20 protein-coding genes are annotated in these 20,544 nt (G+C 40.2%); 2 read left to right on the forward strand and 18 right to left on the reverse strand.

Going from position 1 to position 20,544, the window contains the following annotated elements:
- Positions 1-324: 324 nt before the first annotated feature.
- The 14 genes from nlpD to cysJ form a co-directional block, all read right to left on the reverse strand.
- Positions 325-1,449, reverse strand: a complete 1,125-nt coding sequence (nlpD, locus tag AACU98_RS16570) for a murein hydrolase activator NlpD (protein WP_004244344.1) — start codon at positions 1,447-1,449, stop codon at positions 325-327.
- Between the two features lie 153 nt (positions 1,450-1,602).
- Positions 1,603-2,229: a protein-L-isoaspartate(D-aspartate) O-methyltransferase gene (locus tag AACU98_RS16575; protein WP_004244345.1), complete on the reverse strand. Its 627-nt coding sequence runs from the start codon at positions 2,227-2,229 to the stop codon at positions 1,603-1,605.
- Positions 2,223-2,987, reverse strand: a complete 765-nt coding sequence (gene surE, locus AACU98_RS16580; RefSeq protein ID WP_004244347.1) for a 5'/3'-nucleotidase SurE — start codon at positions 2,985-2,987, stop codon at positions 2,223-2,225. The genes AACU98_RS16575 and surE overlap by 7 nt, the downstream gene beginning before the upstream one ends.
- On the reverse strand, positions 2,965-4,017 hold the full coding sequence (truD, locus tag AACU98_RS16585) for a tRNA pseudouridine(13) synthase TruD (protein WP_004250266.1): 1,053 nt from the start codon (positions 4,015-4,017) through the stop codon (positions 2,965-2,967). The genes surE and truD overlap by 23 nt, the downstream gene beginning before the upstream one ends.
- Entirely contained in the window at positions 4,017-4,499 is a 483-nt protein-coding gene (gene ispF / locus AACU98_RS16590; protein WP_004248690.1) for a 2-C-methyl-D-erythritol 2,4-cyclodiphosphate synthase, read from the reverse strand. The genes truD and ispF overlap by 1 nt, the downstream gene beginning before the upstream one ends.
- 1 nt (position 4,500) lies before the next feature.
- Entirely contained in the window at positions 4,501-5,247 is a 747-nt protein-coding gene (gene ispD / locus AACU98_RS16595) for a 2-C-methyl-D-erythritol 4-phosphate cytidylyltransferase (RefSeq protein ID WP_004244352.1), read from the reverse strand.
- 39 nt (positions 5,248-5,286) lie between these two features.
- The gene (gene ftsB, locus AACU98_RS16600) at positions 5,287-5,577 is read right to left on the reverse strand and encodes a cell division protein FtsB (RefSeq protein ID WP_026090399.1); all 291 of its coding nucleotides are present in this window, start codon (positions 5,575-5,577) and stop codon (positions 5,287-5,289) included.
- Positions 5,578-5,868: 291 nt separating this feature from the next.
- The gene (gene cysC / locus AACU98_RS16605) at positions 5,869-6,483 is read right to left on the reverse strand and encodes an adenylyl-sulfate kinase (protein ID WP_004248692.1); all 615 of its coding nucleotides are present in this window, start codon (positions 6,481-6,483) and stop codon (positions 5,869-5,871) included.
- Positions 6,483-7,940 carry a sulfate adenylyltransferase subunit CysN gene (cysN, locus tag AACU98_RS16610; protein ID WP_004244355.1) on the reverse strand — a complete coding sequence of 486 codons (1,458 nt, stop codon included), beginning with the start codon at positions 7,938-7,940 and terminating at the stop codon, positions 6,483-6,485. The genes cysC and cysN overlap by 1 nt, the downstream gene beginning before the upstream one ends.
- A gap of 11 nt (positions 7,941-7,951) precedes the next feature.
- Positions 7,952-8,860 (reverse strand): sulfate adenylyltransferase subunit CysD, encoded by a 909-nt coding sequence (cysD, locus tag AACU98_RS16615; protein WP_004244356.1) that lies wholly within the window; start codon positions 8,858-8,860, stop codon positions 7,952-7,954.
- A gap of 11 nt (positions 8,861-8,871) precedes the next feature.
- Positions 8,872-10,293: a siroheme synthase CysG gene (gene cysG / locus AACU98_RS16620; RefSeq protein ID WP_161735229.1), complete on the reverse strand. Its 1,422-nt coding sequence runs from the start codon at positions 10,291-10,293 to the stop codon at positions 8,872-8,874.
- 220 nt (positions 10,294-10,513) lie between these two features.
- On the reverse strand, positions 10,514-11,245 hold the full coding sequence (locus AACU98_RS16625) for a phosphoadenylyl-sulfate reductase (RefSeq protein ID WP_004244358.1): 732 nt from the start codon (positions 11,243-11,245) through the stop codon (positions 10,514-10,516).
- The gene (gene cysI / locus AACU98_RS16630) at positions 11,242-12,972 is read right to left on the reverse strand and encodes an assimilatory sulfite reductase (NADPH) hemoprotein subunit (protein ID WP_004248698.1); all 1,731 of its coding nucleotides are present in this window, start codon (positions 12,970-12,972) and stop codon (positions 11,242-11,244) included. The genes AACU98_RS16625 and cysI overlap by 4 nt, the downstream gene beginning before the upstream one ends.
- A 1-nt stretch (position 12,973) precedes the next feature.
- Positions 12,974-14,788: an NADPH-dependent assimilatory sulfite reductase flavoprotein subunit gene (gene cysJ / locus AACU98_RS16635; protein WP_161735232.1), complete on the reverse strand. Its 1,815-nt coding sequence runs from the start codon at positions 14,786-14,788 to the stop codon at positions 12,974-12,976.
- A 295-nt stretch (positions 14,789-15,083) separates the two neighbouring features.
- Between cysJ and queD the strand changes: the two genes are divergently transcribed.
- Positions 15,084-15,449, forward strand: a complete 366-nt coding sequence (queD, locus tag AACU98_RS16640; RefSeq protein ID WP_168713146.1) for a 6-carboxytetrahydropterin synthase QueD — start codon at positions 15,084-15,086, stop codon at positions 15,447-15,449.
- A gap of 59 nt (positions 15,450-15,508) precedes the next feature.
- Here queD and queE read toward each other — a convergent pair whose 3' ends face one another.
- Positions 15,509-16,180 (reverse strand): 7-carboxy-7-deazaguanine synthase QueE, encoded by a 672-nt coding sequence (queE, locus tag AACU98_RS16645; protein ID WP_004248700.1) that lies wholly within the window; start codon positions 16,178-16,180, stop codon positions 15,509-15,511.
- A 168-nt stretch (positions 16,181-16,348) separates the two neighbouring features.
- Between queE and AACU98_RS16650 the strand changes: the two genes are divergently transcribed.
- A complete protein-coding gene (locus AACU98_RS16650; protein WP_004248701.1) occupies positions 16,349-17,716 on the forward strand; it encodes an amino acid permease in 1,368 nt (455 codons plus the stop codon).
- Between the two features lie 77 nt (positions 17,717-17,793).
- Here the strand turns inward: AACU98_RS16650 and AACU98_RS16655 are convergent, their stop codons facing one another.
- From AACU98_RS16655 to AACU98_RS16665, 3 genes are all read right to left on the reverse strand, one after another.
- Positions 17,794-18,975 carry a methionine gamma-lyase gene (locus AACU98_RS16655; RefSeq protein ID WP_004244365.1) on the reverse strand — a complete coding sequence of 394 codons (1,182 nt, stop codon included), beginning with the start codon at positions 18,973-18,975 and terminating at the stop codon, positions 17,794-17,796.
- 19 nt (positions 18,976-18,994) lie between these two features.
- A complete protein-coding gene (locus AACU98_RS16660; protein WP_161735235.1) occupies positions 18,995-19,393 on the reverse strand; it encodes a hypothetical protein in 399 nt (132 codons plus the stop codon).
- A gap of 12 nt (positions 19,394-19,405) precedes the next feature.
- Positions 19,406-20,544, reverse strand: a 1,139-nt coding sequence (locus tag AACU98_RS16665; RefSeq protein ID WP_161735238.1) for an NAD(P)/FAD-dependent oxidoreductase, incomplete at its 5' end; no start/stop codon positions are given.

Below are 20,544 nucleotides of genomic sequence, written 5' to 3' on the forward strand. Positions count from 1 at the left end.
ATAAGACAAAAAACAAACCTATAATAAAAACAATAAGTTAATTCAATACACTATCTTTGAATACATTAGATTTTTATTCATACTTTTAACTAACGTTTTTTAGCATACTCATTCATTGTTCGATAATCAACAGTCTAATTTAATCTTATCTATAATTTGACAGAAATATCTCATTTTGCTTACGTTCCAACTAAGCAATCTTACTTAGTGAAAGAAATTTATTTTCAAGGTTTTAATTAATTTAATAACTAAAAAAGCCCTTTTGTTAATATTAACAAAAGGGCTTAATTTTCAGATTATTCACTAACAACGTTAAGCGTTTATTTATCTTTTAGGTAAATAGCTCATTGGGTTAAGTGATTTTTCTTTATAACGGATCTCAAAGTGTAATCGAACAGAACTAGTACCAGTACTTCCCATGGTCGCAATTTGCTGTCCTGCATTTACATTTTGCTGTTCACGTACCAAGATTGTATCGTTATGAGCATAAGCACTGAGATATTCATCATTATGTTTAATGATAACTAAATTACCATAACCTCGTAATGCGCTCCCTGCATAAACCACTTTACCTGCGGCTGTTGCCACAATGGGTGAACCTCGTGTACCACTAATATCAATACCTTTATTACCACCAGGCGCATTTGAGTAGCTCTCAATAATTTTACCTTGTGCTGGCCATACCCATTTACCTGTTGCGGCTGCAGGTTTAGAGGTTGCCGTTGTGTTATTACTGGTTGTTGCCGAAGTTGTTGGTGTCGAAGTCGTTGTCTTTGGCGGTGTCGTTGTTGTTGGTTTCGTGATCAACGGTCCCATTGAGCTATTATTATTTGACGGCTTAGTTTGTGCTGTCTGAACACCTTCACTACTTGGTTTATTAATTACCGAAGTATTTACATTGGTATTGGTACCGGTATTAACTTGACGGTTACCAATCTTAAGTACTTGTCCAACATTTAAGCTATATGGCTCTGGAATATTGTTCATTGAGGCCAAATCTTTTACATCACTATCCGTGATCCACGCAATATAAAACATTGTATCGCCACGTTTAACCGTATAAGTGTTACCGCTGTAATTCCCTTTAGGGATATTGTCATAATTACGGTTATACACAATGCGTCCGCTACCATCCGTATTGACATTTTGAGGGGTAACATTTTGCGTACGAGGCTGGCTTTGAGGCTGCGCGGTTGTGTTATTCACTCTAATAGAAGGAGGAGGCGTTGTTTGTAACGGAGTTGAACCTCTTTCAATAGGTGTTGCCACTCCTGCATTACTGTTAGTTGTAACAGGTGATGTAGAAACGGTACGATTTGACGAACTATCATTGACAGAGGTTATCGGTGCAGGACGATAAGGCGTGTCGGCACAGCCTGTTAATGCAAATCCGATTACCGAACACATGATTGCCCAGCGGACATGCTTAATTGGGCTTTCTGAATTCATACTTCCTTCTCCCTTTTAAAAGGCATTAGCGTCTAGCAATTTGTTGAGTAACACAAAGAGACTGCAATTTTTTGAAAATATTTCATTTATTAGTGCAGATTACGACAAGCTACAAAAAAGCAGTAATAAAAAATGGTCAGATTTATCTGGAAGTTATGCTAACTCACCCGCAATTAGGGGGACAAAGCGTACAGCCTCGATAGATTGATAGTGAAAATCATTACCTAAACGACGAATAAACTTAAGCATCTGCTGCTGTTCACCGACAGGAATGATCATCCTGCCACCATCAGCTAATTGCATCAAGAGTCGTTGCGGTACTTCTGTTGCACAGGCAGTAACAATAATAGCATTAAAGGGGCCTTTTGATACCCAACCTTCCCAACCATCGCCATGACGAGTCGAAATATTATGTAAATCAAGGTGCTTAAAGCGTCGTTTTGCCTGCCACTGCAATATTTTTATCCGTTCAACTGAACTGACATGATGCACTAAGTTTGCTAATACTGCAGTTTGATAACCAGAGCCTGTGCCAATCTCTAACACAGAATCCGTTGCTTGTAATTCAAGCAGTGATGTCATTTTAGCAACAATATAAGGCTGTGAAATAGTTTGACCATTACCAATAGGTAAAGCCGTATTTTCATAAGCCTTATGGGAGAGCGCTTCATCAATAAATAGCTCTCGGGGTACTTTGCTCATAGCTTCCAACAGACGCTCATCATTGATGCCGTGTTGTTTTAACATTGTCAGTAAGTCTTTCATTGACCGACTTAACATGTTTTTTCGACCTCTGCTTTATTTAACCAATCTTTTAATAACTCAAGCGCTTTATACGCTGTTGAATCAACATGTAATGGTGTGATGGAAACATAACCTGCATCAACCGCTGCAAAATCTGTATCCGGCCCCACATCATTTTTTTCGCCAGGAGGCCCGATCCAATAAAGGGTATTTCCTTTTGGATCTGTTTGTGTATAAACATGTTGTGAAGCATGACGACTTCCACAACGTGTTATACGAAAACCTTTGATCTCCGCTAACGGAATATCAGGCACATTAATATTTAAAATATTCCCAGCTCTTAAAGGCACTCGTTGTAGCATAGCTAAAACATCACAAGTCACTTGGGCTGCTGTGTCAAAATGCGTTTCGCCATCAAGTGATACCGCAATCGCAGGTAAACCTAAGAACCGGCCCTCTGTAGCGGCAGCAACAGTACCAGAGTAAAGCACATCATCCCCTAAATTAGGGCCATGATTAATGCCAGACACCACAATATCTGGACGCGGTCTGACGAGATGATTAACACCGAGATAGACACAATCCGTGGGTGTACCTTCAACTATCGCAATATCACCATTTTCATGTCGCTGTTTACGTAACGGTCTATCAATAGTTAATGAATTGGATGCTGCACTACGATTGCGATCCGGTGCGACAATTTGTACATCATAACGCTGGCGTAAGGCTTTTGCGAGTGTCTGTATCCCTTTTGCCATAACACCATCGTCATTACTCACTAATATTTTCAGCATCAATATTCCCTAATAATATCAATTCACGGACAACGCTAGTGGCAAAACTTCCTGCTGGCAAAAAGAACGATAAAGAAACCGTAGTATCATCTAGCCAATGCCATGACATATTTTCTGGTAGCAAATTAATCGCACGGCGAGTGGTATCAACTCGCTCTTGTTGCGCTAATGACCATAATGCTTCGTAGTCAGCTAAGTTGTCGGTTTCAAATATCAGTGCTTGAGCTTGTGTACCTAAGTCACCTTTACCCGGCAATGGAGCGGTAATATGTATATCATGCTCTTCATAGCGTGTTTGTGTTTGGGCAAGTTCCGCTTCTTCTGCCACAAACCAACTTCTTTTACCGTGCAATTGCATCGCATCACCACAAAGCACTTGAGTATAAATATGACGCTCAAGTCGTTGGCTCACCAGATGATTAAACATCGCACTACGTGCAGCAGAGAGATAAAAGCTACGTTTGCTACGCTCTTTTACCCGAATTTCATTGGTTGCCCAACGCCATGCTTGGCGTAAATTGTCGCCATTACGACCAAAGCGTTGCACACCAAAATAGTTAGGAACCCCTTGTTTTTGTATCTCTACTAGACGAGTTTCCACCGATGTCACATCGGAGATATCACGTAATACTAAGGTGAAATGGTTCCCTTTTAATGTCCCAATACGTAGCTTACGTTGCTGGCGGGTAGTTGCTAATATTTCGCAACCTTCTAACGTAAATTGACTAAAGTCGGGCATCTCTTTACCCGGCATACGCAAACAAAACCATTGTTCCGTAACCGCATTTCTGTCTTTGAGCCCAGCATAACTAGCATCTCGAGGATGAATACCGGCAAATTTGGCTAACTTTTCAGCCACAAAAGCCGTATTACAACCTGTTTTTCTGACTCTAACCATCACATGTTCGCCTTCACCATCTAAGGTAAAGCCGAGATCTTCGCTGACCTTAAAATCTTCTGGTGTCGATTTTAATCGCCCTGTCGCTGTCGGTTTGCCATGTAGCCAATGAAGTTCTGGTAAATCACTCATTAAGATAAAGACTCTTTGATTAATAACACCACCGCTTCACAAGCGATACCTTCTTTGCGTCCTACAAAACCTAATTTCTCAGTAGTGGTCGCTTTAACGTTGATATCATCGACATGACAATGGAGATCTTCAGCAATATTGACACGCATTTGTGGAGTATGAGGTAGCATTTTAGGTGCCTGAGCAATAATAGTGACATCAAGATTACCAATACGGTAACCTTTAGCCATCACTCTTGAAAAGGCTTCGCGCAATAATACTCGGCTATCCGCACCTTTATAAGCCGGATCTGTATCAGGAAATAATGTACCAATATCGCCCATCGCAACAGCACCTAAAATGGCATCTGTCACCGCATGTAGTACAACATCGCCATCTGAATGGGCTAGTAGACCTTGTTCATAAGGAATTCTCACACCACCAATAATAATTGGGCCTTCTCCGCCAAATTTATGTACATCATAACCGTGTCCAATTCTCATATTATGTGTTCCTTATGCTGGTAATTTGTCGAGAGAGGAAAAATTCTGCAAGAGCCAAGTCTTCTGGTTGTGTGACTTTTATATTATCCGCACGGCCTTTAACTAATAAGGGTTCATATCCACCAAATTCCATCGCAGATGCTTCATCAGTAATGGGTACGTTTTGTGCCAATGCGTTTTCAAGATTTTGTTTTAACAAGGCCGCTGGGAAAAATTGTGGCGTTAAAGCATGCCATAGCGTGTCTCTTGCCACTGTTTTTTCAATATGGTTATCTTGTTGATGACTACGTTTCATCGTATCACGCACAGGAGAGGCTAAGATCCCGCCACAAAATTGAGGATCAAGATGGTTATCATCAATGAGTTGAATAAGATTATCCAAATCACTAAAGGACAGGCAAGGTCTTGCCGCATCATGAACTAGCGCCCATGTATTTTGCGCAAGATGTTCTGTAATATAGCGAAGCCCTGATAATACCGAATCAGCACGTTGTCCCCCTCCTTTAACGACAATAATTCGTTTATCTTTAGCAAGGGCTAGGTGATAAAAATAGTCATCTTCTGGGTTAATTGCGACAATAATTTGCGAAATGCGTGGATGTTTTAATAGCGCATTAATAGTATGTTCAAGGATAGTCAATCTGCCAATTTTAAGGTATTGCTTCGGGCAGGTTGCTTGCATTCGACTACCTATGCCGGCAGCGGGAATAACCGCCACAATAGGAAAAGTAGAGTTTGGTATATTCATTATAGTATTTATATCAAGGCACACTATTAATTCAACAAATTAACGACGTGGTTGGGATTTATCATTAACAATACGATAAAAGCTTTCATTAGGCTTTATCATGCCAAGTTCACTACGAGCACGCTCATCTAATGCTTCTTGCCCGCCATTGAGGTCATCAATCTCCGCAAATAAGCGATCATTACGCGACTTTAATTGTGCGTTTTGCGCTAATGCAGATTCAACTTCTTGACTTACTTTGTTGTAATCATGAATACCATTTTTACCTAACCACAATGAATATTGTAGAAAACCAAGTAAGATCAGAAGTAAGACTGTTAATTTCCCCATTACCACCCCCAAAATGAATGGGCTAATCATCCCACAACTCTCCCATCTGCGCCACAAAAGCGCGCAGATATATTACATGAATATTCGTATTCCCCCCACCCTTAACATAAACAATCACGCTATTTTTCAGATAAAGTATAAGTTATATGCTTAAAAGCGCGTTTTTATCTACTGGAGTGGTGAGTAAAGAAGTGGTATTTACACTGTATTTGCCGCCAAATCAGTTTATTAAAAAACCCCTTCTATCCCTACATATTTTCCCAGATAAGAGAAAATGATGTAGAGATATGATTAGCGGTAAATTTGTTGTTGCTGTAAATAAGCGAGGATTTGTTGTGTAAGCTCATTAATCGCGAGTGAGCCGTCTAAATGAATTTCTGGCGCAATGGGTCGTTCATAAGGTGAATCAATGCCGGAAAACTGTTTGATCTCTCCTCGTCGCGCTTTTTGATAGAGGCCTTTAGGATCACGTGCTTCACAAAGGGCTAAAGGTGTATCAACAAAGATCTCAATAAATCGCCCTTGAGCAAACCTTTCTCTTACTTGTTGTCTATCTTGCTGATAAGGAGAAATAAATGCTGTTAAGACAATTAATCCGGCATCAACCATTAGTTTAGCCACTTCCCCTACACGGCGAATATTTTCATGCCTATCTTGTTCACTAAACCCAAGATCATGGCATAAACCATGGCGTAGATTATCACCATCTAATAAATAGGTGCGGATAGGCGCATGGAGTGTCGAGTACTGATATAAGGTTTGCTCTAGCGCATCAGCCAGTGTTGATTTACCTGAGCCAGATAACCCAGTAAACCAAAGTACACATCCTTTGTGTACCTGTTGTGCTTCACGCTCTTTTAACCCTATTTGATGAGGATGCCAGACAATATCTTGATGTATCGTCACTATTTTCCTCCCAGTAAGTCTCTTGCGCCCCAATGCGGAAAATGGCGGCGGATCAACTGATTGAGTTCAATTTCAAATGCATCGTATTGGGAAGTTGTGGGTTGCACGTTGTCGCGAATTTCTCGAATAAGACCAGCACCCACCGTGACATTGCTTAATCTATCAATAAAAATAAGCCCCCCTGTTTGTGCATTAAGTTGATAGTTATCCAGCACCAATGGCTCTTCAAATAACACTTCAACATGCCCAATGGCATTTAGCGCTAAACTTTCGGTCACTTGTTGAGTGAGCTTATCCACATCAACTTGATAGTGAATATTCTCTATTTTGGCACGACTTTTTTTGCCCGCTACTTTGATATCAAGGGTTTGTCCCTGTACTAACGGTTGTTCTGACATCCATACGATATCCACCAACGCATGATTGCTAACATTAGCAGTGGTATCGTTAGCATCAACAATAATGTCGCCACGACTAATATCGATTTCATCCGCTAACAGCAGTGTAATCGCTTGCCCCACTTGCGCCTGAGTCAGATCGCCATCAAAAGTCACAATACGTTTAATGGTTGAACGCTGTCCTGAGGGTAATACTTTGATTTGTTGTCCTTGATAAAGAGAGCCTGATGAAACTGTGCCACTGTAGCCTCTAAAATCTAAATCAGGACGATTCACATACTGTACAGGAAAACGCAATCTTTGAGATTTAGCCCCTAATTTAAATTTAACCGGCGCATCTTCAAGTAATGCCAGCAGGGTTTTTCCTGTATACCAAGGCATATTTAATGAAGGAGATACCACATTATCCCCCTCCAGTGCAGAGATAGGCACAAATTCGATAGTGAGATCGCGCGGTAATTGTTGTGCAAAGTGCAGGTAATCTTGTTGGATCGACTCAAAGATCTCTTGTTGATAATCAAGTAGATCCATTTTATTAATCGCGACCACTAAGTGACGGATCCCAAGGAGTGTGCTAATAAAACTATGGCGGCGAGTTTGCTCTTGTACCCCTTTTCGAGCATCGATCAGCAGAATAGAAAGCGTACTCGTTGATGCTCCTGTCGCCATATTGCGGGTATATTGTGCATGTCCCGGCGTATCTGCAATAATAAATTTTCGTTTGGCTGTTGAAAAATAGCGATAAGCTACATCAATAGTGATCCCTTGCTCTCGTTCAGCCGCTAAACCGTCCACCAGCAAAGCGAGATCTAATTTTTCACCTTGAGTACCAATCTTTTTACTTTCGTTTTGTAAGGTGGAGAGCTGATCTTCGTAGATCTGCCGCGTATCATGAAGTAAGCGACCAATTAAGGTGCTTTTTCCGTCATCAACATTGCCACAGGTTAAAAAACGTAATAACCCTTTGTTCTGTTGTGTTTTTAAATAATTTTCTACACCACCTGATTGTGCTATTTCACCGGCGATCAGTTGGTTGGTTTTGATGGCTGCAAGTCCCATAGTGACTCCTATTAAAAATAACCCTGACGTTTTTTAAGTTCCATTGAAGCAGACTGATCACTGTCAATTAAACGCCCTTGTCGCTCGCTACTGGTGGAAATTAACATCTCTTCAATAATGGCGGGTAATGTGTCTGCTTGTGAAGGAATAGCGCCCGTTAATGGCCAGCAGCCTAATGTTCTAAAGCGTACTTTTTGTTGTGTGATCACCTCTCCAGCTTTTAGGTCGATTCGATCATCGTCAACCATAATCAAGGTACCATCCCGCTCAATAACTGGACGGTGTTTAGCGAAATAGAGCGGCACAATATCGATGTTTTCTAAATAGATATATTGCCAAATATCTAGCTCCGTCCAATTTGATAATGGAAAAACGCGAATACTTTCCCCTTTATTAATTTGGCCGTTGTAGTTTTGCCATAATTCTGGACGTTGATTTTTCGGATCCCAACGATGAGATCTATCTCTAAATGAGTAAATACGCTCTTTAGCACGCGATTTTTCTTCATCACGACGCGCCCCACCAAATGCGGCATCAAAACCATATTTATCCAGAGCTTGCTTAAGACCTTCTGTTTTCATGATATCTGTATGCTTGGCGCTACCATGAATAAAGGGATTGATCCCCAATTGTGCCCCTTGGGGATTACGATAAACTTTGAGATCAAAACCATACTCTTTGGCCGTTTTATCGCGAAACTCATACATCTCACGAAATTTCCAACCCGTATCAACATGTAAAAGAGGAAAAGGTAATTTCGCCGGATAAAAAGCCTTACGTGCTAGATGCAACATCACCGAAGAATCTTTGCCTATTGAGTAAAGCATGACGGGATTTTCAAATTCAGCGACAACTTCACGCAGTATATAAATGCTTTCTGCTTCTAATTGCTGAAGATGAGTTAATTGTGTTTCATTCATAACAACCTCGTTTAGGCAAAATGAACCAAAGATGAGTGGATGGCAGAGGTATGTTGAGTTTGTCTATCACCAAACCACGCAAGTTGGTGATGTAATGCAGCAACTTCTCCAACGATTAATAATGCCGGGGTGGGAGCTTGCTTAGCTAATTGCGCTAATTGTGTTAAATTTCCCGTTAAGATCTGTTGATCATGGCGTGTACCGCAACTAATGACGGCAATAGGGGTGAGTGGTGAACGACCTTGCTCTATTAAACGCTGGCTAATAAGTTCTACTTTCGTCGTTCCCATATAAATTGCTAACGTATGATTAGCTTGCGCTAAAGCTTGCCAATCTGGCTCTATCCCCCCTGATTGGCAATGCCCAGTCATAAAAGTGACACTTTGCGCATAGTTACGATGAGTTAATGGAATACCCGCATAAGCACTGGCCCCACTAGCTGCGGTAACACCGGGAACAACTTGAAAAGGAATACCATGTTGTACCGCAATTTCAAGCTCTTCTCCTCCGCGTCCAAAAATAAAAGGATCGCCCCCTTTTAGTCTGACAACTCGTTTACCAAGCTGAGTATATTTCACGATCAATTGATTGATTTCTTCTTGCAACATACTGTGTTGCCCCGCTCTTTTACCCACACAAATTCTATCAGCATCACGGCGCACCAGTTCTAAGATGTCTGCACTGACTAAACTGTCATAAAGTACCACCTCGGCCTGCTGGATAACTTGCAAACCTCGTAAGGTTAATAACCCGGCATCACCCGGCCCAGCTCCCACTAAAGCAAGCTCACCTTGTGGGCTATCTGGATGAGACAGTTGTTGTTCAAGCTGTGCTTGCGCTTGTATTAATTGACCACTTGCCACTAATGAGGCAAATTTGCCGCTAAACGCTTGCTCCCAAAAGCGGCAACGTGCTTGAAAACCAGTCAGTTTTTGTTTCACTTTATTGCGCCATTTCCCCGCAATAGTCGCCATAGTCCCTAATGAGGTAGGTAATAATGCCTCTAGCTTTTCCCGTATCATACGAACTAAAACAGGGGCTTTGCCCGCTGATGAAATGGCAATTAATATCGGATTTCTATCGATAATGGCAGGAAAGATAAAAGAGCATTGGGGTTGAGAGTCGACGACATTGACAAAAATGTGGCGTGCTTGCGCATCTAGATACACTTGTTGATTTAATACCTTATCGTCTGTTGCCACGATCACCAACATCATGCCAAGTAAATACTCTGACTGATATTGCCCTGCAATCCACTCAATTTGATTTTGCTGATAAGCAAGATGCAATTCATCACATAACTGTGGCGCGATAACACGTAACCGAGCGCCCGCTTTTAATAACAGTACGGCTTTACGCGCAGCGACATGCCCACCGCCAACCAGTAATACTGGGCGCTGTTTTAATTCCACAAATAAGGGTAGGTAATCCATACGCGTATCTCACATTTTTATTGTTTACTTATATGAATAACGACTATAAAAGGTGCATTCGGGGTTATGAAATGACAAAAAGCTATGTGATGGAACAGAAAGGAATAAGCAAAAATATAATAATTTCAAATGGTTATTATTTTACTCACGACAAAGAGGGCAACAGATGACTCTATTGCCCACTCAAAATAAATAGCGATATTAATAATGAATAATAATATTATTCGTGTAATCCACACTCACGTTTTAAGCCAAAGAATCGCGTCTCTTCTTCACTCATTCCCTCTTGCCATTTGCGTGTCGTATGCGTATCACCCACAGACAGATAACCTTGTTCCCATAATGGATGATAAGGTAAATTATGCTGTTTAAGATATTGATAAATTTGTTTATTATCCCAATCGACTATCGGTAGTAACTTAAAAATACCTTTCGCTATGGATAAAACAGGTAAATGCTCTCGACTTTTGGATTGCTGGCGTCGTAGCCCTGCAAACCATGTCTTCGCCTGTAACTCCTTTAATGCCCTTTCCATTGGCGCAACTTTATTTATTTGGTTATAACGTTCGATACCTTCAATCCCTTGCAACCAAAGCTTGCCATAGCGTGCTTCTTGCCAAGATGAAGATATTTCAGCGCGATATACTTTTAAATTAAGTTGTAGTGAAGAGGTTAATTCATCAATAAATTGATATGTTTCGGGAAAGAGATAACCTGTGTCTGTCAAAATTACAGGTATATCGGGATATTGTCTGGTAAGCAAATGCAAACAAACTGCCGCTTGAATACCAAAACTTGAGCTTAAAACAAACTGGTTAGGAAGATGTTCTAAAGCCCAAATCACCCGCTCTATCGCCGTTTTTTGCTCTAATTGTTGGTTGATTTCATCAAGCGCCAGTCGCTGCTCTTCAATCGATAGCAACACCAACTGAGAAAGTGATAATCGACTCATATCACCTCCTGCACTTCATAAAAATCAATGGCTGAATTAACAACGGGTTTGATAACATCAGTGCGAATAAGAAAATCACCAAAACCTTCATTTAATTCACGTGAAATAGCCCACTGACCAATTAAAGTATCAAGAATTTCAATGATTTCTTGTGATGAAATATTTTCACGATACATTCTAGGAATGCGAGTACCCATGCGGTTTCCTCCTAGATGTAAGTTATAGCGATCGGGGGCTTTACCCACCAGTCCGACTTCCGCCAACATCGCACGACCACAACCGTTAGGACACCCTGTTACACGTACAACAATATGCTCATCACTGACTCCGTATTTAGCCATGATATTATCAAGGGTATCGGTAAATGCGGGAAGGAAACGCTCCGCTTCTGCCATGGCTAATGGGCAGGTTGGAAATGAAACACACGCCATGGCATGTTTACGCAGCGGTGTAACCTCATCATTAATTAAACCATATTGACGCGCTATCGCCTCAATCTGCTCTTTCTGTGCCTCTGGTACACCAGCAACAATCAAATTTTGATTAGCTGTTAAACGAAAGTCACCAAGATGCACTTTGGCAATTTCAGCAACCCCCGTTTTTAACGGCGCATTAGGTTTATCGATTAATCGACCACTTTCAATAAATAAGGTTAGATACCATTTGTTATCAACCCCTTTTAACCAACCAATTTGATCACCACGGTGAGTAAATTGATACGGTCGGATCATATCAAACATAACGCCTGAGCGACGTTCAACTTCCTGTTTAAATGTTTCAATACCAACACGCTCTAAGGTGTATTTGGTTTTGGCATTTTTACGTTCAGTACGATTGCCCCAATCTCGTTGCGTCGTCACAATCGCTTCAGCGACTGCTAATGTTTTATCAATAGGAATATAACCAAATTCACTAGCTAAACGCGGAAAGGTTTTTTTATCACCATGGGTCATCGCAAGGCCGCCACCGACTAGCACATTAAAACCAACCAAATGCCCATTTTCTGCGATGGCAATAAAATTCATGTCATTGGCATGCAAGTCAACATCGTTATAAGGGGGGATCACCACCGATGTTTTAAATTTCCGAGGTAAATAGGTTTCACCTAAAATAGGCTCCTCATCCGTTGTCGCCACTTTCTCTTTATCTAACCAAATTTCTGCATAGGCATGGGTGCGTGGCAATAAATGCTCGGATAGTTTTTTGGCCCATTCATAAGCTTCTTGATGCAATGAAGATTGTTCAGGGTTTGAGGTACATAGCACATTTCGATTAACATCATTGGCGGTTGCAAGAGCATCAAGGCCTGTTGACGCTAGCATTTGGTGAGCCGGTTTAACATGACCTTTTAAAATGCCATGAAATTGAAAAGTTTGACGATTAGTAATACGAATACTGCCATAGAGCGTATTTTCACTAGCAAACTTATCGATACTTAGCCACTGCTTTGGTGTGATGACACCGCCCGGTAAACGACAACGTAACATCATGGCATGACGAGGCTCTAGTAGCTGTTGGGCACGCTCGGCACGAATATCTCTATCATCTTGTTGGTACATACCGTGAAAACGAATTAATAAAAAATTATCGCCCTCAAAACCACCGGTTAGACCATTTTGTAGATCATCACTAATAGTGCCTCGTAAGAAATTACTCTCTTTTTTCATACGTTCACTATCAGATAGTTTTCCTTCAACCACTAAGGGCGCTTGAGTTTGTGATTTCATTTTAATAAACATCCCTCTGATAACGACGTGCTAAACGTAGCTCACTTAAATAATCATCTGCTTGTTCAATATTTTTATTGCCATGGGTCATTACTATTTCTAACAATGTTTGTTCAACATCTTTAGCCATTCTTGATGCATCACCACAAACGTAGAGATAAGCACCTTGCTGTAACCATTGCCAAATTTCCTGACCTTGCTCCCGTAATTTATCTTGCACATAAATTTTATCGGCTTGATCACGCGACCATGCTAAATCAATACGTGTTAACAACCCGCTTTTGACATAACGTTGCCATTCCACTTGATAAAGGAAATCTTCTACAAAATGAGGATTGCCAAAAAAGAGCCAGTTTTTCCCCGTCGCACCTTCACTTTCACGTTGTTGCATAAACCCTCTAAAAGGCGCAATCCCCGTCCCCGGGCCAATCATAATCACAGGGACTTGATTATCTTCAGGTAAACGAAAATGATCATTACGTTCAATAAAAACGTTTACTGTATCGCCTTCTTGAAGTTGATCAGCTAAGAACCCTGAGGCACCTCCTGTATAAGCACGCTGATCGACGTTATAACGAACAACACCTAAGGTAAGATGAACTTCATCATCAACTTCTTGTTGTGATGAAGCGATGGAGTAAAGACGTGGAGTTAATGGGCGCAATATATCAATAAACTCTTGAGCATTAGGTTGCGCACTATATTGACGTACCATTTCATTAATTGGGTTGGTTTGCGCATATTGCTGAAGTTTGCTTTTATCAGCCACCAGCGATAATAACTCTTCGTGGCGGGATAATTGGGCATATGCTTTAATAATTGGTGCACTATTTTGAGTTAATTCAACATGATGCAATAATGCTTCTTTTAACGTTAATGTTTGTGATTTAACATTTACCTGCTCATCCCCCGTTAACCATAATAGGGTAATAAGCTCATCCACTTTTTCTTCCGAATTCTTAAACCATACTCCTAGTGCATCTCCGGGAAGATATTGCAATTCAGAGCCTGCTAGACTGATTTCAATATGACGAATATCTTTATCTGAATGTCGACCGGTGATCTTCTGATTAGTTAATAAAGTGGCACTAAAAGGTGCATCACGATGGTAGCGTGCGGTATCGACACTGTCGGTTGTTCCTGATTGTGTTTGTTGCAATACTTGAGTGTTTTGCTCAGGTACACGTATTTTTAAAATATCAGTCAGCTGAGTTATCCATTTATCAGCGTCAGCTTGATAATCAACATCTGCATCTAATCTTTCTAATAGACTGGTCGCGCCAAGTTGCGCCAGTTGATGATCAAAATCTTTACCTGCTTGGCAAAAATGTTCATAGCTACTATCGCCGAGACTCAGTACAGCATAAGCCGTTTGTTTCATTGGCGCGGCTTTTTTAGAGTGCAAATATTTATAAAATGCAATGGCTTCTTCAGGAGGTTCACCTTCCCCCTGTGTTGAGGTAATAATAATTAAGGTTGTCGTTTTGTGGATCTGCTTAAATTTATATTCACTCGCACTATAGAGCTCAACATTAAGTTGATTATCAACCAATTTATCGCGTAATTGTTCAGCTAAACGACGTGCATTGCCAGTTTGTGATGCTGATATCACGGTGATGGTTTCTTGTTGGGGAACCTGACTTTGTACACTTACCAGCTCATCTTTAGTGGATGAATGCTGATTTAATTGCCCCCAAAAATAGCCAGAAAGCCAAGCAAATTGGGCTGGAGTTAAGTCTTTCGTCACATCCTGTAATTTATTCAATTGCTCCTGTGTTAATGGAAGCATTGATAATAATGGGGGTTGATTGCTCATCGATCCTGCCTTAAAAAAACATTGCACTGCATCGGTGCTGTTATTGTGGTTGGACTTTTTTAATGAATAAGAGGGTATCGCACGATCAGAGCACGACTTAAAGACTGGTTTGCTCTATCTAATAACCTTAAAGACTAAATTTATTTACCGATTTCCTTTATCGATATAACGAATAAACGAAAAAGAATATAATAAGTCGCTAAGGTTAAGCTGATTAGGCGTAACACACTAAATCAGATACACTAAATAGACACCGTTTTATCTGTATTTTTTTACTATTTAAGTCAAGAGAGTTTTGATGATAACCACCATCTTTAAAGATTTTCAGTTTGAAGCTGCGCACCACTTACCCCATGTTCCCAAAGGCCATAAATGTGGACGTTTACATGGGCATTCATTTTTAGTGAGATTAGAAATCACTGGTGAAGTAGATGCGCAGTCAGGTTGGCTAATTGATTTTGCTGATGTGAAAGCCGCATTTAAACCGACTCTTGATAGGCTCGACCACTATTATCTTAATGACATTGAAGGGTTAGAAAATCCAACCAGCGAAGTACTGGCAAAATGGATTTGGCAACAAGTTAAACCATCACTCCCCCTGTTATCCGCCGTGATGGTTAAAGAGACATGTACCGCAGGATGTATTTATCGTGGTGAGTAATTTTCACCTAAAAAAATCAGCCACTCATAGGCTGATTTTTTTTAACGATAAATGACACACTAGGCGATATTTAAATATTTATGTGTTTGCATTGAAAAACGCCAATTACGCTCAATACAGGTTTTAATACATAACGCTGTTGCACTCTCTTTACAACTGATTGGTTGTAAGGCAACGATCGCCATAGGTTGTTGAGTTCTTAATCGCAGTAAATCATCCAGTGCTTCGATATCTTTTTCACGAGCAACAGGGTGTTTAATTTCATTGGCACGATTAATCGCACTAGATAAAACACTCAATCCACCTCGCATACCAACTTTCGGCGAAAGTGTTACCCATGTTGCTTCACTACAGAGGATGTCATGCGTGCCACTGGTTTCTATTTGGCAATCAAAACCTGCTTTTTCTAAGCCTTCCGTCAAAGGCCGTAAGTCATAAAGGCAGGGTTCCCCTCCCGTTATCACCACATGCTTTGCGCTATAACGTTGTTGCCGGAAAAGTGATAAAATATCTTCGACAGTGGCTATACCCCAAGTATCACTTTCTTGTGTTTTAATGGGAATATCTCCAAGAGGGACTTTCTTGCTCTCTTCTTTTTCCCAAGTATGTTTGGTATCACACCAACTACATCCTACAGGGCATCCCTGTAATCGAACAAAAAGCGCAGGAACGCCAGTAAAAACACCTTCACCTTGCAAGGTTTGAAACACTTCATTAATGGGGTATTGCATAAGAAACTCTGATATCCAATGAATGCTGATGATTATTACAGATAACTGTCTCACCGTAAGAGGCTTTATGATAAGGTACATGCTTTGTTTTGGATAGCTAACGTGCGAAAAGACACTGAAAAAAAGAGAGCCGATTTTTCGGTTGGACAGAGATGGGAAACACTTTAGATGCAAAAAGAGAATAAACTTTCACGAGGACTATCAGGGCGGCATATTCGTTTCATGGCGCTAGGCTCTGCTATTGGGACAGGGCTTTTTTATGGTTCAGCCGCGGCGATTGAAAAAGCAGGCCCCGCTGTACTTCTTGCTTATCTTATTGGTGGTGCCGCAGTATTTATGGTTATGCGCGCATTAGGGGAAATGGCGGTCCATCATCCAGTGGCGGGTTCTTTTTCACAATATGCTAGCCATTATATGGGACCATTAGCCGGATTTTTAACTGGCTGGAACTACGTTTTTGAAATGCTTATCGTTTGTCTTGCCGACGTAACCGCATTTGGTTTTTATATGAAACTTTGGTTTCCCGATGTCGACCAATGGATATGGGTATTAGGCATAGTCTGTTTTATTGGTGCCTTAAATTTATGTCATGTGAAGATATTTGGTGAAATGGAATTTTGGCTCTCTATCGTTAAAGTGACTGCAATTATTGCCATGATTATCGGTGGTGTAGCCATAATGATCTACGGCTTTGGTCAGCAAACAGAACATCCAATTGGTATTTCTAACCTATGGGAGTTTGGTGGTTTTATGCCAAATGGTATAGAAGGCATTATTGCCTCACTCGCCATTGTGATGTTTGCCTTTGGTGGTATTGAGGTTATTGGTATTACCGCCAGTGAAGCTAAAGATCCAGAAAAAACGATCCCTAAAGCTATCAATGCGGTGCCATTTCGTATCTTACTATTCTATGTACTGACCATTTTTATTTTAATGTGCATCTTCCCATGGCAACAAATTGGCCATAACGGTAGTCCATTTGTACAAATTTTTTCCAATCTGGGTATCAATTCAGCCGCTAACATTCTTAATCTTGTGGTGATCACCGCCGCTATCTCTGCGATAAACAGTGATATTTTCGGTGCTGGTCGCATGATGTACGGCATGGCACAAGAAGGGCAAGCACCTAAATCCTTTATGAAACTGACGCGTAACGGTGTACCTTGGATGACCGTATTAGTGATGTCAGTGGTGCTATTATTAGGGGTTGTGCTTAACTATCTTATTCCAGAAAAAATCTTCGTACTTATTGCCTCTATCGCGACATTTGCCACTGTATGGGTCTGGTTGATGATCTTACTTTCTCAAGTGGCTATGCGTCGCCAAATGAGTGCTGAAGAGGCGAAAAAACTAAAATTCCCTGTACCATTTTGGCCAATAGCACCCGCCATTACCATTATTTTTATGGCATTTGTGATAGCAATTTTAGGCTACTTTGAATCAACCCGAATGGCATTAATCGTTGGGTTAGTATGGGTGGCTATTTTAACTGTTGGTTACTATATTGGTATCAAACCAAGAATAACGCAGAAATAATCTACTGTTATCAAGAAAAATAAAGGCTGTGAGTCATTCACAGCCTTTTCTTTATCCATTATCTGCGCTCAATACAATTAGGCTAGCGCTTGGGTTAAATCAGCAATTAAATCATCAACGTCTTCAAGACCGATTGATAAACGAATTAATCCATCACTAATACCATGGCGTTGACGCTCTTGTGCACTGTATGTCGCATGAGTCATAGTCGCAGGATGCTGAGCCAATGATTCACAATCACCTAAACTCACCGCTCGAGTAAAAAGCATTAAGCGATTAAGAAATTCTCTGCCAGCTTTTATTCCACCATTCAACTCCATACTTATCATGCCACCAGGTAACGCCATCTGCTTTTTGGCAAGTTCATATTGAGGAAAAGAATTTAATCCGGGATATGAAATCGTTGCCACCTTAGGATGATTTTCAAGAAATTGCGCAATACGCTGCGCATTCTGGCAAATTTTTTCCATTCTAATGCTAAGCGTTTTTATCCCTCTTAAGACGAGTGCTGCATCATGAGGTGATAAACAAGCCCCCGTCATATCTTTTAAGCCCTCAACGCGAATTTTATCTGCTAATTGATAATTAGTGATAATTGCGCCCGCCATCACATCACCATGACCTGATAAATATTTAGTCATAGAATGTACGACAATATCCGCGCCTAAGGTTAGTGGCTTTTGTAAATAAGGCGAACAGTAAGTACTATCAACCATGACTAAAACATCATGTTGATGCGCAATATTAGCGATCTTTTCAATATCACTAACCCGCATATTAGGATTAGCCGGTGTTTCAAAGAAAATAAGCTTTGTTCTATCTGTAATTGCTTCGGCTAATTTTTCAGGATCGGTTAAATCAACATGTTTGATAGTGATACCAAATTTAGCCAGCCCATGATTAAAGAAAGTAAAAGTACAACCATAAACGGTCATATCAGCAATGAGTTCATCTCCTGGCTGCAATAATGACCAACATGTTGAAGTGATAGCTCCCATACCGGAAGAAAAAACAACAGAAGCGTCTCCTTGCTCTAACTGAGCTAATCGTTTTTCTAATAAATCCAATGTAGGGTTAGATATACGAGTATAAAAATGCCCTTTTTCTTTCCCAGCAAAACAATCAGCACCATATTGAGCCGTGGGAAATGCAAAAGTGGACGTTTGAAAAACAGGAGGCACTAATGCCCCCTGATAATCTAACGGAGAGTAGCCATAATGTATTGCTTGAGTATTAAAACACTTATTACTTTGCGTCATTATATCTCCTTGACATTAATTAAACTTCTATTTTCTGATTATTTTCCCCAATAATTTGTAATGTCCTTAATACAATAATTAATCCTTTTAAGGTGTCAGGATTTTTTAATAATGAAAAAGTCGCACCTAAGGTATATTTTTTATCCTGATAAAGAGATTCTTTTTTAGCCATATTAAAGGCCGTAGTTAATTCCCAAACCGGAATTAATGTTTCTTCAAAAGCAACCGCCAATTTTTCTACCGTTGCGTTATCCATAATATCGACGGTATCTGAGGCTAAGGATAATAAATCAACAATATTATCTAGGCGCTTTAATGCTAATAAAGGCCTTATTTTTTCTAGTAAATGTTCTAAATGAATTTTATCTTCATTAGATAACAACGGTTTTTCATTTGGGCTTAAATTATTTTCACTCATTATTTTATTCCCCTACAATAATCCTCTGACCGTTGCCCAATATAAGCCCCGGTTATAACCGTTACGTAACATGCCACCGAGTTTTGTTGGAGGTGTTGGAATAACATCATGTTTATAGTCATACTGTAATGGCATACCCGCTGATAATCCCATTTGGGCAACAGCTTGTACTCGACCATCATAAATTGCAGCCGGATAACCATAACGCAGTTCACCACAAATATTATTAGCTATAACACCCGCTTGGTTATGACAGCTACCACCGGCCTTACTAATAGGCAAATCAACCGTATCACCTAACACATAAACTTGATTTAACCCATATACCTGTAATGTTTCAGGGTCGGTCGGTAGCCAGCCTTCACCATTGTTATATTCACTTAATCCTGTATTACGAATGGCTTCTACCGCTGTTATAGGAGGTGTGCTCATTAAGATATCAAAAGGCTCTGCTTCTCCTTCTTTCGAATAGGCGATTTTCTTATCAGGATCAACATGACTTAATGTAAAACCACGCTTTGCTTTGATATCTCGTTCAGAAAAGACCGCAGGAAGTACTTCACAAACTTCTTGCTGCATAAAAAGACAATTTCTTAATAGTTGAGCTACGGTAGGATAGGTATAAACAATTTCTATATTACTTCTTACCCGTCGCTGACGTAAAAATTCATCCAGCATCAAGGTTGTTTCCATTGGTGCAATACCACATTGGTGAGGTACATTTGGCGTTTCAGGGAAAGTTACCGTGATAAATACACGCCCTTTTTCAATGGTAGCAATTTTATCTGCTAATTTTCGTGCAGCTTCATATTGATAAAAATGATTTCCAGCTTCAGCTAAACCTTCAATTCTATCAAGACGAGGAACACATCCTGTGGCTAATACGAGAAAATCATAGTGATATTTTTTCTTAGAACAACAATAAACTGTTTTATTATTAAAATCGAAACTTTCAGCTTTATCTATAACAAATTCAATTTCTGGTCTTAATAAACTTCTTTGTGATCGCATTAACTCTTCTTTTAAGAAAAGGTTAAATGCAATATACATAAATGCAGGTTTGTAATAATGGTATGGATTATCTGAAATAAGCGTAATTTTTATTTTTTTTGAAAATATTTCATCATTTAATTTTTTAGCTAAGATATTAG

The sequence above is a fragment of the Proteus sp. G4380 genome (genome assembly GCF_963885725.1).
Classification (GTDB): domain Bacteria; phylum Pseudomonadota; class Gammaproteobacteria; order Enterobacterales; family Enterobacteriaceae; genus Proteus; species Proteus mirabilis.

Coding starts and splice junctions, on each gene's coding strand:
- nlpD (WP_004244344.1), bottom strand. CDS start 1,449: ATGAATTCAGAAAGCCCAATTAAGCATGTCCGCTGGGCAATCATGTGT.
- AACU98_RS16575 (WP_004244345.1), bottom strand. CDS start 2,229: ATGTTAAGTCGGTCAATGAAAGACTTACTGACAATGTTAAAACAACAC.
- surE (WP_004244347.1), bottom strand. CDS start 2,987: ATGCTGAAAATATTAGTGAGTAATGACGATGGTGTTATGGCAAAAGGG.
- truD (WP_004250266.1), bottom strand. CDS start 4,017: ATGAGTGATTTACCAGAACTTCATTGGCTACATGGCAAACCGACAGCG.
- ispF (WP_004248690.1), bottom strand. CDS start 4,499: ATGAGAATTGGACACGGTTATGATGTACATAAATTTGGCGGAGAAGGC.
- ispD (WP_004244352.1), bottom strand. CDS start 5,247: ATGAATATACCAAACTCTACTTTTCCTATTGTGGCGGTTATTCCCGCT.
- ftsB (WP_026090399.1), bottom strand. CDS start 5,577: ATGGGGAAATTAACAGTCTTACTTCTGATCTTACTTGGTTTTCTACAA.
- cysN (WP_004244355.1), bottom strand. CDS start 7,940: ATGGGACTTGCAGCCATCAAAACCAACCAACTGATCGCCGGTGAAATA.
- cysD (WP_004244356.1), bottom strand. CDS start 8,860: ATGAATGAAACACAATTAACTCATCTTCAGCAATTAGAAGCAGAAAGC.
- cysG (WP_161735229.1), bottom strand. CDS start 10,293: ATGGATTACCTACCCTTATTTGTGGAATTAAAACAGCGCCCAGTATTA.
- AACU98_RS16625 (WP_004244358.1), bottom strand. CDS start 11,245: ATGAGTCGATTATCACTTTCTCAGTTGGTGTTGCTATCGATTGAAGAG.
- cysI (WP_004248698.1), bottom strand. CDS start 12,972: ATGAAATCACAAACTCAAGCGCCCTTAGTGGTTGAAGGAAAACTATCT.
- cysJ (WP_161735232.1), bottom strand. CDS start 14,788: ATGAGCAATCAACCCCCATTATTATCAATGCTTCCATTAACACAGGAG.
- queE (WP_004248700.1), bottom strand. CDS start 16,180: ATGCAATACCCCATTAATGAAGTGTTTCAAACCTTGCAAGGTGAAGGT.
- AACU98_RS16650 (WP_004248701.1), top strand. CDS start 16,349: ATGCAAAAAGAGAATAAACTTTCACGAGGACTATCAGGGCGGCATATT.
- AACU98_RS16655 (WP_004244365.1), bottom strand. CDS start 18,975: ATGACGCAAAGTAATAAGTGTTTTAATACTCAAGCAATACATTATGGC.
- AACU98_RS16660 (WP_161735235.1), bottom strand. CDS start 19,393: ATGAGTGAAAATAATTTAAGCCCAAATGAAAAACCGTTGTTATCTAAT.